The organism is Rossellomorea oryzaecorticis (assembly GCF_045897515.1).
Taxonomy (GTDB): Bacteria; Bacillota; Bacilli; order Bacillales; family Bacillaceae_B; genus Rossellomorea; species Rossellomorea enclensis.
Window position 1 is genome coordinate 33,598 of record NZ_JBJOSA010000016.1, and the last position, 13,540, is coordinate 47,137.

Annotated in this window: 13 protein-coding genes and 3 pseudogenes; 7 read left to right on the forward strand and 9 right to left on the reverse strand. The window is 38.2% G+C overall.

Annotation, left to right across the window (positions count from 1 at the left end; all coding sequences use genetic code 11):
• The first annotated feature begins 448 nt into the window (after window positions 1-448).
• The 4 genes and pseudogenes from ACKA06_RS16300 to ACKA06_RS16315 all read left to right on the forward strand — a co-directional run bounded on the left by ACKA06_RS16300 (window position 449) and on the right by ACKA06_RS16315 (window position 2,177).
• Window positions 449-811 (forward strand): DUF948 domain-containing protein, encoded by a 363-nt coding sequence (locus ACKA06_RS16300; protein ID WP_411160162.1) that lies wholly within the window; start codon window positions 449-451, stop codon window positions 809-811.
• A 163-nt stretch (window positions 812-974) separates the two neighbouring features.
• Window positions 975-1,583 carry a DUF7713 domain-containing protein gene (locus tag ACKA06_RS16305; RefSeq protein WP_456153947.1) on the forward strand — a complete coding sequence of 203 codons (609 nt, stop codon included), beginning with the start codon at window positions 975-977 and terminating at the stop codon, window positions 1,581-1,583.
• 238 nt (window positions 1,584-1,821) lie between these two features.
• A pseudogene (locus ACKA06_RS16310) lies at window positions 1,822-1,956 on the forward strand (nucleotidyltransferase substrate binding protein); the annotation flags it as partial.
• 32 nt (window positions 1,957-1,988) lie between these two features.
• Window positions 1,989-2,177, forward strand: coding sequence for a nucleotidyltransferase substrate binding protein (locus ACKA06_RS16315; RefSeq protein WP_411160202.1), 189 nt, complete (start codon window positions 1,989-1,991; stop codon window positions 2,175-2,177).
• 97 nt (window positions 2,178-2,274) lie between these two features.
• Here the strand turns inward: ACKA06_RS16315 and ACKA06_RS16320 are convergent, their stop codons facing one another.
• Entirely contained in the window at window positions 2,275-2,733 is a 459-nt protein-coding gene (locus tag ACKA06_RS16320; RefSeq protein WP_411160164.1) for a transposase, read from the reverse strand.
• Window positions 2,734-2,756: 23 nt separating this feature from the next.
• Window positions 2,757-4,301 carry a YifB family Mg chelatase-like AAA ATPase gene (locus tag ACKA06_RS16325; protein ID WP_411160165.1) on the reverse strand — a complete coding sequence of 515 codons (1,545 nt, stop codon included), beginning with the start codon at window positions 4,299-4,301 and terminating at the stop codon, window positions 2,757-2,759.
• Between the two features lie 617 nt (window positions 4,302-4,918).
• On the opposite strand from ACKA06_RS16325, the pseudogene ACKA06_RS16330 reads away from it, so the two are divergent.
• A pseudogene (locus ACKA06_RS16330) lies at window positions 4,919-5,032 on the forward strand (AAA family ATPase); the annotation flags it as partial.
• 767 nt (window positions 5,033-5,799) lie between these two features.
• Complete coding sequence (locus ACKA06_RS16335) at window positions 5,800-6,111, forward strand: hypothetical protein (RefSeq protein WP_411160166.1); 312 nt, start codon at window positions 5,800-5,802, stop codon at window positions 6,109-6,111.
• Here the strand turns inward: ACKA06_RS16335 and ACKA06_RS16340 are convergent.
• From ACKA06_RS16340 to ACKA06_RS16355, 4 genes are all read right to left on the reverse strand, one after another.
• Window positions 6,079-6,852: an ATP-binding protein gene (locus ACKA06_RS16340; protein ID WP_411160167.1), complete on the reverse strand. Its 774-nt coding sequence runs from the start codon at window positions 6,850-6,852 to the stop codon at window positions 6,079-6,081. The genes ACKA06_RS16335 and ACKA06_RS16340 overlap by 33 nt on opposite strands.
• A complete protein-coding gene (locus ACKA06_RS16345; RefSeq protein ID WP_411160168.1) occupies window positions 6,849-7,142 on the reverse strand; it encodes a hypothetical protein in 294 nt (97 codons plus the stop codon). Before ACKA06_RS16345 ends, ACKA06_RS16340 begins: the two co-directional genes overlap by 4 nt.
• Before the next feature lie 189 nt (window positions 7,143-7,331).
• On the reverse strand, window positions 7,332-8,375 hold the full coding sequence (istA, locus tag ACKA06_RS16350; RefSeq protein WP_411160203.1) for an IS21 family transposase: 1,044 nt from the start codon (window positions 8,373-8,375) through the stop codon (window positions 7,332-7,334).
• A 70-nt stretch (window positions 8,376-8,445) separates the two neighbouring features.
• Window positions 8,446-8,787: a magnesium chelatase domain-containing protein gene (locus tag ACKA06_RS16355; RefSeq protein WP_411160169.1), complete on the reverse strand. Its 342-nt coding sequence runs from the start codon at window positions 8,785-8,787 to the stop codon at window positions 8,446-8,448.
• Between the two features lie 655 nt (window positions 8,788-9,442).
• On the opposite strand from ACKA06_RS16355, the gene ACKA06_RS16360 reads away from it, so the two are divergent.
• Entirely contained in the window at window positions 9,443-9,781 is a 339-nt protein-coding gene (locus tag ACKA06_RS16360; protein WP_411160170.1) for an HI0074 family nucleotidyltransferase substrate-binding subunit, read from the forward strand.
• 176 nt (window positions 9,782-9,957) lie between these two features.
• Here the strand turns inward: ACKA06_RS16360 and ACKA06_RS16365 are convergent.
• From ACKA06_RS16365 to ACKA06_RS16375, 3 genes and pseudogenes are all read right to left on the reverse strand, one after another.
• Window positions 9,958-10,173, reverse strand: a pseudogene (locus ACKA06_RS16365) (transposase); the annotation flags it as partial.
• A gap of 191 nt (window positions 10,174-10,364) precedes the next feature.
• Window positions 10,365-11,663, reverse strand: a complete 1,299-nt coding sequence (locus ACKA06_RS16370) for a lipopolysaccharide biosynthesis protein (RefSeq protein WP_411160171.1) — start codon at window positions 11,661-11,663, stop codon at window positions 10,365-10,367.
• 40 nt (window positions 11,664-11,703) lie between these two features.
• Window positions 11,704-13,515, reverse strand: a complete 1,812-nt coding sequence (locus tag ACKA06_RS16375) for an asparagine synthase-related protein (RefSeq protein ID WP_411160172.1) — start codon at window positions 13,513-13,515, stop codon at window positions 11,704-11,706.
• Between the last annotated feature and the right edge of the window lie 25 nt (window positions 13,516-13,540).

Sequence of the window (13,540 nt, forward strand, 5' to 3'; positions counted from 1 at the left end):
AATTCAACACAAAAGACTGCCTTCTTTCGATTTGAAGGCAGTCTCTTCTTTAACAGTCTATTAGATTGTCTGTACTGTGTTGTTTACTTTCATAACTTGATAGTTAAAGCACATTTCTACTTTTTAACAAATCATCGTATTAAAGTATCCTCAGTAGTTCACGAAGATCACTCCAACTGGATCTTATCCCATTCTCACTAAAGAAACAGGATGAAAATTACTTCTTTTCCCCCCTAACAGACGTCTCTATCACTAAATATAATTTAGTATTTATAATCGCTTTACCTTACCGACTTCACCAGTTTAGTCTCTAAACCAATAAATTCTGCTGTATCTATGACTGGCATCATTTGAATTCCGTCTGTCCCCCTTGCTTTATCCTCTCCTTCACAGGAATGTCTGAGCTCCCACTCTCATAGACTTATTGAAAAGAAGGGAGCTGGTCTCAATGCTTGAGTGGAGTGCTGTTATTGCAGCCGTCGCGTTTACCATTCTCGTCATCTATTTGATTTTGACATTAAGAAAAGTAATGACAACACTTGTTGAAACGAAAAAGACGCTGTCTGACACCCGGACAGCTGTGAATGGCATTACAGAAGAAGCAGAAGAACTGATTCATACAGCCAACCAGATTTCTGTAGATGTAAAAGGAAAAATGAAAGCTGTTGACCCTTTGGTTGAGTCCGCTCATGATGTGGGGGAAATCATACACAATGTTACCAGCTCGGTAAAGAGAACATCTTTGCAAAAGAACACTCCCAAAACCATTCATGCGCATGAAAGCAAGCCTGTACAAATTAAATTGAAGTAAGCAAAAAGAGGCCGGGCGATCCGGCCTCTTTTTATTTGGTAGGGGGCTTCACGCGATTGCCTACGCTTGATCACCCATACAAGAAAAAGGCACCGGTTCAAAAGGAATCAGTATTTCATTTACTTGTACCGCTCCGCCCAATTCAGTTATATAATAATGTGGTGTGAACCATCAAGATACTTATAAAAAAGCGGGGTGCATTGGCTTGGAGCCGTGTGATGTTTGTGAACAAAGAGAGGCCAGGATAAGATTGACTTCTGCACAGGGAGATAAAGAATTTTGTGAAACCTGCTACAATAAGCAAATGGAATCGGAATTGGACGTCCAACTTGAGTCCATCGTCCAGTCTTTCACAGTAGAAAGCCACGATGGGAATAAAAGAACCTTCGAAGTACATAGACGACTGGACCCCTTGGGGATTTTCCTCAAAGCGGAAGAAAGCACCATCCATGGTTATCGTTTCGCTGTTCATGGTGAGCTGCACTGTAACCAAAAAGAATTATTTAACCTCTTGATGGATAAAACCATACAAGGCGTAAATACTTCGAACCTCAAAATGCATCGTTTTCCAAACGGTCATCAAACTGAAGGCATTGCTGCCGACCAAGTAATTGGCAGAGTCGAATACGATGAGAAATCACATGGAAACACCCCATTGGTCATCATAGATGGAAAACCCTATACATGGGTACAATTCGGACGAATGGTGACATCGTTTGAAGGATTTCAAATGAAAATCGAATGGCTGGATATGACGGAGGATGCAGAATAACAGAACCTAGCCGGGTGGGGGCCAGACACGAATCCCCCCCGTCCCCCCATCTTAACCAACCTTCCCTAATCCCTTCCCATCCCCTATAACAGAGAATATATGGAATAACAGATAAACAGATGGGGAGGTCCTCTGATTTGATGCAAGAAAAACATTTGTACGGCTTACCCAGAGATAGTTTTTATAAGCTCATCAACACGTTTAAAAATTTCTCTTCCATCATAGAGCTCTTACTAAATTGAAGAAGAGCCTTTCAAGGGATCCTGAAAAGGATGATATTGTAATCGACGCTACCATTCAGCGCTTCGAATTCACTTATGAACTATCCTGGGAAATTTTGAAATCTTATTTAGAATATAACGGCGTAACAGATATCTCAAGTCCCAGAAGCACAATAAAAACAGCATTCAAAGAAGGGCTCATAAAAGAAAAGATGGTGAGCTCTGGCTTAAAATGCTGGAAGACCGCAACCGGACCTCACTTACATACGATGAAGCAACAGCGTTAGACATTTATAACAATATTAAACATGCATATATCACCTTATTAGATCAGGCCTATGAGACTTTAAGTAAAAATATCATCCAGGAATAAAAAAACAATGGGATAGAAACTGCGGTTAAAAACCTGAGTTCCTGTCCCCTTGTTTCTGATTCTGTTCAAAATATATTGTCGTTTAAACTATACCATATTAACGCGGGGACACTTTAGCTGAGTGGGGGTCAGACCCCAATATGCACCTCCAGAGGTGGGGCTTTGTCACGATACCTGCTTTAACGGGGTTTTGGTGAATGTACCGGGTGACGGTGAGGAGGTATTCCACGGTTTCGACATTCTCGCTTTTGAACCGGTCCTGAAAGAGGTGACCGGTTGTTTTGTACTTCCAGTTATAGTAGTTGGCATAGCTCACACCGATCCGTTTCATTACGATTGAAATGCTTTCGCTGCCTTCTTTGACCAGAAGATGGACATGATTCCCCATCAGACACCAGGCATAGAATTTCAGTCCTGATTTTGTCTTATATTTCTGCAGGATATCAAGGAACTTGATCCGGTCTTCCTCATCATGAAAGATTTCCTGCCTGTTCGCACCCCTCACAATCACATGATACACTCCGCTGTTGCTCTTCTTCCTCGCATGCCGGGCCATCCGCTTCACCTTCTTATGAAAAATTAGTTATAGATCATTCCGCTATCTTCCCCCGTCAATGAAACAGGGGAAGTCCGTGACAACTTGCGAAATGACAGGGCTTCGGTAAGGGCGGCTTCGGTTACGGCCTCCTCCCCCATCAAGTCGGAGATCGTGCGTGCCAGCCTGATGATTTTGATTTGAACACGGTTACTCAGACCGTATTGTATAGACAGTTCCTGAATGTCCTTCTGTTGCTGGGGAGTCAAGGGGCTCTTTTTAATCAGCTCCTCGAAAGGGACGCTGCCGTTGCATATTTCTCTTCCGTAACGGAGATATTGTCTTTCCCTCGCCTGGCGTACCCGTTCCATGATGTCTTTCGATGACTCCATACCCGCAAAATCATGATCTTTCAGATTCACCGCTTTCAATGAAAGCAGAAGGTCCATCCTATCCAAAATCGGTCCCGACACGCGGCTTTTGTACGCTTTTATTTGTTTATCCGAACAGGTACAATATTGGTCCTTGGATCCATAATAGCCACAGGGGCAGGGGTTCATGGCAGCGAGGAAGATAAACTTCGCGGGGTAAGTGACAGTTGAGTGGGCACGGCTGATCGTGACGGTTTCGTTCTCAAGGGGCTGCCTTAACATATCCAGCGTCTTCTTTGAAAATTCCCCGAGCTCATCAAGGAACAGGACGCCGCGGTGGGCAAGCGAAACTTCTCCGGGCTTAGGGTTTGTTCCCCCGCCAATAATTGATACGGCTGAAGCGGAGTGATGGGGATGACGGTAAGGAGGCAGCGTGATGGAGGTATACGGAGCACCGGCTAATTGATAGAGGCTGATCTTTTCGAGCTGTGCTTCTTTCGTCAACGGGGGCAAGATCGAATGGAACGTTTCTGCGAGCAGGCTTTTCCCGCAGCCGGGAGGACCGTCCATCAAGAGGAAATGCTCACCGCTCGCTGCTATCTCCATTGCGCGCTTGGCGAATTCATGGCCGATGATTTGATTGAAATCTCTATCGATCGTCTGTTTTTCCTCTCTTTTCTCTTCAGTCCGTGCGAACGGAATCAGCTGCTGTCCGGAAAGGACATCAAGTACATCCCGGATCGTTTCTATGTAAACCAACTCCAGCCCGGGGATGTCGATGGACGGGATCGAAGGATCATATGGCAGGTATAATGTTCTCAGCTTCAGCTTCTTTGCCGCCAAAATGGCGGCAATCATTCCTTCTACCGGAAGCACGCTCCCATCCAACGACAATGCCCCGATAAAACCGGCATTCTTTGGAACCTCATCCTTCAGGAAATCTCCGCTCTTCAGTACCCCGATCGCAATCGCCAAATCAAACAACGGACCGTTTTTCTTCTGCTCGGCAGGTGACAAGTTAATGATCACTTTCATATCCACCAGCGAAAAGCCCAAACTGCGCAAAGCCGCCGACACCCGCTCTTTAGACTCCTTCACCGATGCATCAGGAAGCCCGACCACCACGATCGATTCCATCCCCTCCACCACCTGGACCTCTACCTGAACGGCGTAACCTTCCAGACCTTTCAAACCAATACTGGTAACGTTTGCTGACATGAGTAGCATTCCTCCGTTCTTTTTGTATTTGGAGATTAGTAAACTATTTAGATATAAAAGATTTATCAGTAGAATGAGAGCACATAGAGCGTAAATGTGAGAAATAAGAGTTTTGAGGTGTGACTTGAAAGATGGGATAAAGATGGGATAATGGGTGAGATCAATTAATGAAAGAGATTTTTAAGAGGTGACTATGAGGAGTACACTAAATTTAACATATAATTTTAAATATTACAAAAATTTATTTTGGATATATTTAAAACGTTTTTATAGCAGCTTTTGTCTTTAGAACATTTTCCGCGAATATGAAAAGCGAGGCAAGTGGCTCACTACTTCGCACTTGGGGGCTTTCTCCTCCGCATTAGGTGGCTCAAAAGTATGCATACCTGGTTCATAATCATTACAATATTCGTAAGGTATGCTCAATAATTATTCAAGGAGGAAAAGTGGTAACCAACGTGTCATCTATTGGTACATTCGTTGGCGTTAAGTGGTAAATAGAATGTCATCTACTTAGTACATATCATTTGCTGTGATAAGTTAACCACCAATTCTATAACCCAGTCTCCATTTCCATATTTATGTAAAAAGAAGCAAAAGAACCGTCCCCTTGCTTCCTAGGAAATGAAACAATTGCGGAAGCAATTTTAGATCGTATTATTCATGACTCCTATCAAATTCTACTAGACGGAGAAGTTTCTATGCGTGAGCGTCATGGGTTAGGCAGGTAACCATGATATGACCACTTTAACGCCAAAAGAGATTCAGAAGATGGAAGAAAACTATTATTGGCTAGGTTTTAAAAGCTGGATTCCTTTCCCAAAGGAACTAATTGAAAAGCTTTTAAAGGTTTATGGCGAGGACCCTGTCCCTTATTGTTGGACCGAGCAAGATATTTATGAAGGATCTAGAAAGATAATCTTCGATTACTTCAGTAACAAATCTAAGTAGTTAATTACAATAATAGCCCTATCAGATTACTAGATTGTTAATCTGTAGGGCTTTTTTATCCATTGGTAAATGTGTTGGCGTAGCCTGGTAAATTCCTTGGCGGAGAGTGGTAAAAAAGATGGCAAGGGTGGTAAGATCTTTTGGCTGTATTCAATATAATTTTAAATATTACAAAAATTTACTTTAGATATATTTAAAACGTTTTCATAGCAGCTTTTGTATTTAGAACATTTTCCGTGAATATGAAAAGTGAGGCAAGTGGCTCACTACTTGGTACTTGGGGGCTTTCTCCTCCGCATTAGGTGGCTCAAAAGTATGCATACCTGGTTCATAATCATTACAATATTCGTAAGGTATGCTCAATAATTATTCAAGGAGGAAAAGTGGTAACCAACGTGTCATCTATTGGTACATTCGTTGGCGTTAAGTGGTAAATAGAATGTCATCTACTTAGTACATATCATTTGCTGTGATAAGTTAACCACCAATTCTATAACCTAGTCTCCATTTCCATATTTATGTAAAAAGAAGCAAGAGAACCGTCCCCTTGCTTCCCAAATATGAAGATGCAAAAGGCTTACGCGACTTAAATTATAAATCTTCTTTCTTAACTCAATTAAATAATTCAGACAGCAAATTTAATTGCTATAATAAATATTTTTCTTTAGCAGGAGATTACTTTTTTGGAAGAAGTGATATAGTTGTATCGGTCAATAAAATAAGTCGTATTCAAGTTCACAATACAAAATACAGTTTTGGAAGTATAGTGAATGACTGGCATCATTTTAATTATTATAAAAACTTAGATGACAAATTACTTGACGCTTTAGATACAGCTAGACATAGCTTGAATTTTTAAATCATTTCCCCAAAAATTTATTAAGTGTATTTTAATTTGCCTGAATTCAGAGGTAAAGTGTACGGCTCTATTAACAGACCCTAGATTATTACAAAAATAATAATCTGTAGGCTTCTTTATGTATTTGAGTATTGCATTAGGAAAGAGCCACTTGAGCGGACTTTTGAGCCTTGACTCAATAATCTCTAATATAAGCATCACGTGTTCTTCCGGGAGTTTTGATAATAACCACTCATCCAGTATTAATACATCTACTTTCCGGTATTTTTGAATCAACTTCCGAAAGCTTCCGTCTGCTTCGAACTTGGCCACTGTCAGTTCATCTAATAGTTCAGGAAGACGAATATACTTAACGTTATAAAACTGACGACAAGCTTGAACACCAAAGGCATTTGCGATCCATGTTTTTCCGTTCCTTGAAGCGCCCATAAGGATAATGTTATGGTGTCGTTGAATATAATTTCCTGTTGCTAATTCTAAGATGAGTTGCTTATTCAGTTTTCGATCTGGATTATATTCGATATCTTCAATGGCAGCTGCTGGTTCATTCAATGTTGCTTGTTTAATCAGACGTTCTAACTTATTTGAACGTCTGCGATCATACTCATGATCCACTAAAAGCTGAAAACGATCATCAAAGTCCATTTTTTGATATTCACGGTTTTGGCTCTGTTGCTGATAAATATCCGCCATACCACCCATTTTCATTTCGGTTAATTTTCTTATGGTTTCCTGATTCATTTAGAACGCTCCTTTCCAAAATATGCTGCACCACGCACAAATCCATAATCATTAGCCATATGTTTTGACTTTTCTGCAGGTGATTCCGGTGGAATCCTTTTAGCCTCTCGGTCTAGAATACTCTTAAGAACTGAAAGGGTTGGGTTACTTGATATGGCTAGTAAAGTTTCAACCGAATTTTCTAACGAGATTGGCGCATATTTTTCTGCAATATTTCTCAGAGCGCTCAAAATAGACAATGCTTTTTTCTCTGCGTTTTGTTCGAGCGTTTTATCAACAAACTTTTCCATGGATGGCCCAATGCTTTTGGCCCAATCCCGGTTATTCTCAGGGTTGTGATCTAAATATAAACGATGATCGGGCATATGTTCTATAGATGTCGAATATTGACCAATATCGCCTGTTAATCGTTTATGGGATGCAATCCGTACATCTTTGAAGTAAAATTCAAGTAGATCTGGTGTCAGGCGAATTTCGACCTACTCCCGGACGTACTCATATAGGACGGAATAATACATGCGATCAACCTGGATGTGGTAGTTCGGTTGAACTTTCGCTGTTTTCCATTCCGTCAATTTGTAACGTGTGCGAGGAAGAGAGCGAAGGTAGGGCTTCTCCTCTTCCTCAAATACCTCTCTACGAGATCCTGGATGCTTCTGGAAAGCAGTAGTATAAATCTCTTCAAGCTTTTCGAAAATGTGATGGTTCAAATCTTCCAAATGGAAAAAAGGATAATTGCGTAAAGCAGCTATAACCTGTCTGGATATATAGCCCACTGTTCCTTCAACACTTGCTTTGTCCTTAGGTTTTCGGACGCGACTTGGAACTATCACTGTATGATAATAGTCAGCCAGCTCTCGATATGCTTCCTGCAAAATAGGTTCACCTCGTAGAGGTTTGGTCACACCTGTTTTCAGGTTGTCAGGTACCATCGTTTCAGGTACGCCACCAAAATACTCTAAAGCATGAATGTGGGCGGTAAGCCAGCTCGGAGACTTCATGTCTATAAACCCCTCAACATAACTGTACTGACTGTAAGGAAGTGTAGCGATAAACACATAGACTGGTATCTTTTCCCCTGTTGCCCGGTCTTGAAGGGTAAGCGTAGACCCTGCCCAGTCAACCTCCATAATTTCACCTGGTTTACGACGTATCGGCATTGTCGTTTTATATTTCTTTGCGTAGTTCCCGTATTTTTCCGTAAACGTACGGTAAGCATAGGGGACCTTCTTTCCTAGGCGTGCTTCAGTGGCATATTCGTAATGTAATAGTTTCAATGTAACGTTTTTCTTTTGAAGTTCTTTGTGAACCTTTTCCCAGTCCACTGGGTAATATCCTTTCTCGACAGCTTGTTTCTCAGGAAACAGAAAATCATTTAGCCAGGAATTCGTCATGGTGTCGTTTAGTTCTTGTATCCCTCTTGATTTTGCCGTTTGAATGACACTAGCTACCGTATTTCTTGAATGACCCGTGCTCGCACTGATTGTACGCTGACTCATCCCCTCAAAGTGAAGATCTAGAATCTTCCGACAATTGGATCACAATAAAACCTCCCTATAAAAGATTTGTCATGCGGTAACGCATACTTCTCAATTATACAGAGAGGTATTTATTTATATAGCACAAGTGGCTCCATACTCCGCACTTGGTGGCTTTCTCTTCCGCATTAGGTGGCTCAAAAGTATGCACTAATGGCTCATTCTGTCTGCAATAATCAGGAACCTCGCCCTTCAGGAAATCCGTACTCTTCAGTACCCCGATCGCAATCGCCATATCAAACAACGGACCGTTTTTCTTCTGCTCTGCAGGTGACAAGTTGATGATCACTTTCATATCCACCAGCGAAAATCCCAGACTGCGCAAAGCCGCCGAAACCCGCTCCTTCGATTCCTTCACCGAAGCATCCGGAAGTCCGACCACCACGATCGATTCCAACCCCTCCACCACCTGGACCTGTACCTGAACGGCATAACCTTCCAGGCTTTTAAACCAATACTGGTAACCTTCGCTGACATGAGTAGCATTCCTCCGTTCTTTTTATGTTATTGAGATTCGTAAACTATTTAGACATAGAACAATCAAGGAAGATTTATTATTAGTAGGATGAGAGCATAATTGTAAGAATAAGAGTTTTAAGGAGGTTCTTGATAGATGGAATATTGGGTAAGTTCAATTAGTTGTGGCTTTATAAGAGGATGTTGTGAGTATACTTTAATTTAACATAAAATTATAAATATTACAAAAAATGTTTAAGATTTATTTAAAAAGCCTTTTTATTCGCCCTAATAATTAAAGTGAGGAAAGCGGCTTACTCCTTCGCACTTAGTGGCTTTCTCACCCGCATAGGTGGCTCAACAGTATACACAGCCGGTTCATTCTGTTTGCAATAATTCAACAGAAGGAAAAGTGGTAAACACCTTGTCTTTTACTGGTACTTTGGGTTGTCATCAGGTAATAACTTATATGTATTGGTGCTACTTTTCTTTCTCTTTAATCAGATGATAAAAAACAAGTAAAAGTGTTCAGTCTTATTTAGCAAAAACTGTTTCATCTTATTTGACGATACTACCTCATGCATTCTTCCATATTTATGAAAAAAGAAGCAAGAGAACCGTCCCCTTGCTTCCCTGAACTATCCTGGAAACTTTTGAAATCTTATTTAGAATATAACGGCGTAACAGACATCTCAAGTCCCAGAAGCACAATAAAAACAGCATTCAAAGAAGGGCTCATAAAAGATGGTGAGCTCTGGCTTAAAATGCTGGAAGACCGCAACCGGACCTCACTTACATACGATGAAGCAACAGCGTTAGACATTTATAACAATATTAAACATGCATATATCACCTTATTAGATCGGGCCTATGAGACTTTAAGTAAAAAATATCACCCAGGAATAAAAAAACAATGGGATAGAAACTGCGGTTAAAAACCTAGCTGAGTGGGGGTCAGACCCCATTATTGAAACGTCCCCTTGCTTGCACCAATCACACCAAAAAGGCGCCCCCTTTCCAAAAAAGAAGCACCTCCTCAATCCACACAAAATGCACTTTCATGCATTAACGCTGGATACTTTAACTGGGTGGGGGTCAGACCCCCATATTGAGATAAATTATAGATATACTGTAAAAATAGAATTTTGCACATCATTTCCGGCTCTTTTGCTGGTCTGCCAAAGTTCTTAAAATAAGAGCTCTCTAGTAGACTATTAATAAAACTGAAATCTACCGCTTTCAGAACTTTTCTAAGTATATGTTTTTCAGGAATTTTATTGTATAATTCAGAATGAAAGCTATATTGCTTTGGCTCTGGTCGAAGCATAGAAAGGCCCCCTAGTATGGTTTGTGTTTGGTCGCACTAATTATACCATTAGGGGGCTTTTTGATTTTGAAAACCGAAGGTTCTTAAATATAATTCACATGCCAGTTAAAAACCGACTTTTTCATCGGTCTCGATACGTCCCCTTGCTTCCTTGTTTCCTTGCTACCCTTATCCTCTTCAATTTGAAAGTACTAAACTTGTAAATTATCGTAGGCCTTACTTATGTGTAAAGTTTTATAGATTAACCACATGTTAAGAATGGCACCTGATACCCCAAATAAGGCAATAGCAACTATATCACTTCTAAATATAAAGTAACCAATTGCCAAGGCAATAATTCTGGTTATCAGCAATATAGAAGTAAACTTAAGATGAAAAGCTTGTGCTGACAACACAGGTAAAGTCCTTATTGAAGGAATATTCATAAATACAAAGAAAGACCAAATAGCTATCCATCTCGCATATTCTCCAGCCATTAACCAGTTTTGACCAAATACAAAGCTAAATAACCAAGGACCAAACATAATAACTGATCCAAAAGGAATTATTCCTATTAAGCCGAGTATTAAAGTAGCCTTCCTAATTAAACTTGTTAATTCCTTACCCTCATTTGCAGCTTGATTTATTTTAGGATAGAACACGTCTCCCACTGATAGACCAATAAGTTGAGATGGAGCGCCTAATACAGTTCTACCGATTGAGTAGAAACCTGCAGAGGCAGGGCCAAAGAAAATTGTTAATAGTAATATGGGTAAGCTTTGTGAAGCCGCATTGATTAAAACTTCAGGAGCTCTATATTTAGGAAAATCATTATATTTTTCAGCTATTTTTTTTAGTGAGACTTTTTCACCTTTTTTATTTGTCATAGAAAATTGTTTATAGTTAGATATTCTTGTGAAAATAAATAGCATAAAAGCCTTTATACCATTACTTAGAGTCGTCATAACTACTAGTACTGTAGCTACAGGATAAAATATACCAACCCCCACCATACTACCATGAAAAATTAAAGCATGAAGAAAAGATACTTTGGCAGTTATACTAAATTGTTTTGTACGAATAAGCCATTGTTGTAGAACTTGTAAATATCCTGAAAACATCACAACTAATGGGATTAAATATAAAAATTGAGCAACCTCATTAATTTGAAATAACTCAATTAAATTATTATTAAAAAGCAACAGAATGAAAGTCACTAAAATAGCTATCAAAGAAGTTATATATAATGAAAGTCTAATTAAACCTTTTGCTTCGCTATCACTCTTAGGAAGAACAATTGCTATGGGATAAGTTAAGGCTGCAACGGGAGTAATAATTGCTATAATACTAATAAAAACTCCCATAATACCATAAGCTTCTGGTCCATATAAACGAGTAATAATTGGTGACAATGCAACAGCGATAAGTTGAGCTGTGGCTGTACCAGTTGCCATTATAAATACATTCCGTATGAATGGCTGTTTACTTAATTTAAGAAATTTTTGTGTCATCTTTTTTCCTTCTCACTGTCGTAACTTTTAATAAATCATTTTAACCCAATCTCGTTTTTAACATCTTGTGCCACTCCCCAAAGGTCAAAATTTGGGTAAGTATCCTCTCATGATCTTTTATTCCTTGTATATGTTGATTAAATTTTTCTAATAGAATTTCTCGATCAAAAAGATCGTCGCTTAAAATATCTTCATCTTTAATAATAGATAAAATAGTTTGTTTAATTTTCTCATTTTCTATAATCAGCCTTGAATAATTTGGCCACGAATAATTTTTAGATTTATAGTTTTTAGATTTAAATAACTTATTATAAGCTCTATGATAGTTTGTAGCTAACCATTGCATATTATAGTTTCTTTTTAAACTTAATCTTGAGCTTGATAAAGGTATTCTTCCAATTTCCGGATCCAATTGATTGATAGCTTTTCTTAACAAATCTCCTGTAGATCTGTATTTAATAGGAACCTGCAATAATAAATCAATAAGTCTGTTATCATATATAGTTCTATAGTTAATTTCATTATTAATACATAGTTGATTTAGATGTGAGCTGTATCTTCCATAACTATCACAAGCTAAGTAGTCTATCGCTTCTTGTGGGTCTACGTCTCTTGTATTAAAATTTTTCTCAAGCATTTCTTTAAAAGTTTCTTTTACTAAAAGATTTATATCTAAGTCTAAATCCTTGTTAAAAATTTCGTCTATCTCTGGAACCTTCCGTGGAAAATTATCCAGTACTTTTTCTATTGCATTTTCTTTATTCTTGTCAATAAGCGGTAATGATAATTTAAATTGACGTAAGTAAAGATTTTTTTTTATGAATTTGCTCCCTTGCCAAAACTGTTCTATTAGTGAGCCATTAAAAATAATATCTATATCTTGATTAATTCGATCTAAATATCCAATAAAATGACCATTTAGATAATTATGCATCCCATCTCCGATTTCAACTGAATCTTTAATAATATTGTAATAATGATTTGAATCTCTTTCTAGATAATTGAATTTTGCTCCTTTGTGTTCTGCTATACTTTTAGATATCTCACATTCAATATTGAAAGAATCTCCTAGCGTATAAACTTGTGAGATTTTATTTTCTATGTCAGCTGCCATAATTGCTCGCGAGTCTAATCCCCCACTAAGGAATATTCCATACTTCTTATCATCTTTCGTTTTATAACTCATAATCTGTTTCATAAGATTACTTAAACTACAAATGTATCTTTTTTCACTAAAATCCTCATCTATATTTTGTTTAAAAGACCAATATCTAAAGTTTGTCATTTTACCATTACTAATTTTATTCAGAGTTGCCTTTTCTAAAGAATATATATTTTCAATAAAAGTCTTAGTGCCAAATACCATCTGCAATTTAAAGAACTCAATGATTGCTTTATGATTCAAGCTAATTTTCGAATTTTTGTAAATTGCTATTTCGGACATTCTGTTAGAAAAGATAAACCTGTTTTCATCAAGAAAGTAATAAAACGGCCTGGTGGCAAACCTATCATTTATAATCTTTACTTCTTTGTTATTATGAGAGAAAAGAAGTAAGTTAAATGAACCATTTAATTCACCAATTATATTATCGTTATTTTTATTAATATTTAAAACAACTTTTTTTAGGAAGTTTTTATCATTGGTTTTTAAATTAAAGTCATTACTATATAATTCACCATCTACAATAAGAGTAGTTTCTAAATCAGCATAATGGTATATATTAAAATCATTCGTATTAATTACATAATCCACCCTGAATTTATTATCTATAATTTTATTTTTTGAATTTGGAATCAAATTTTTAGTGGATAATGTGTCATTAAAAAGCAATTCGCCAATATATTTCCTCATAATAACCCCTCTTTAAATTATTGTT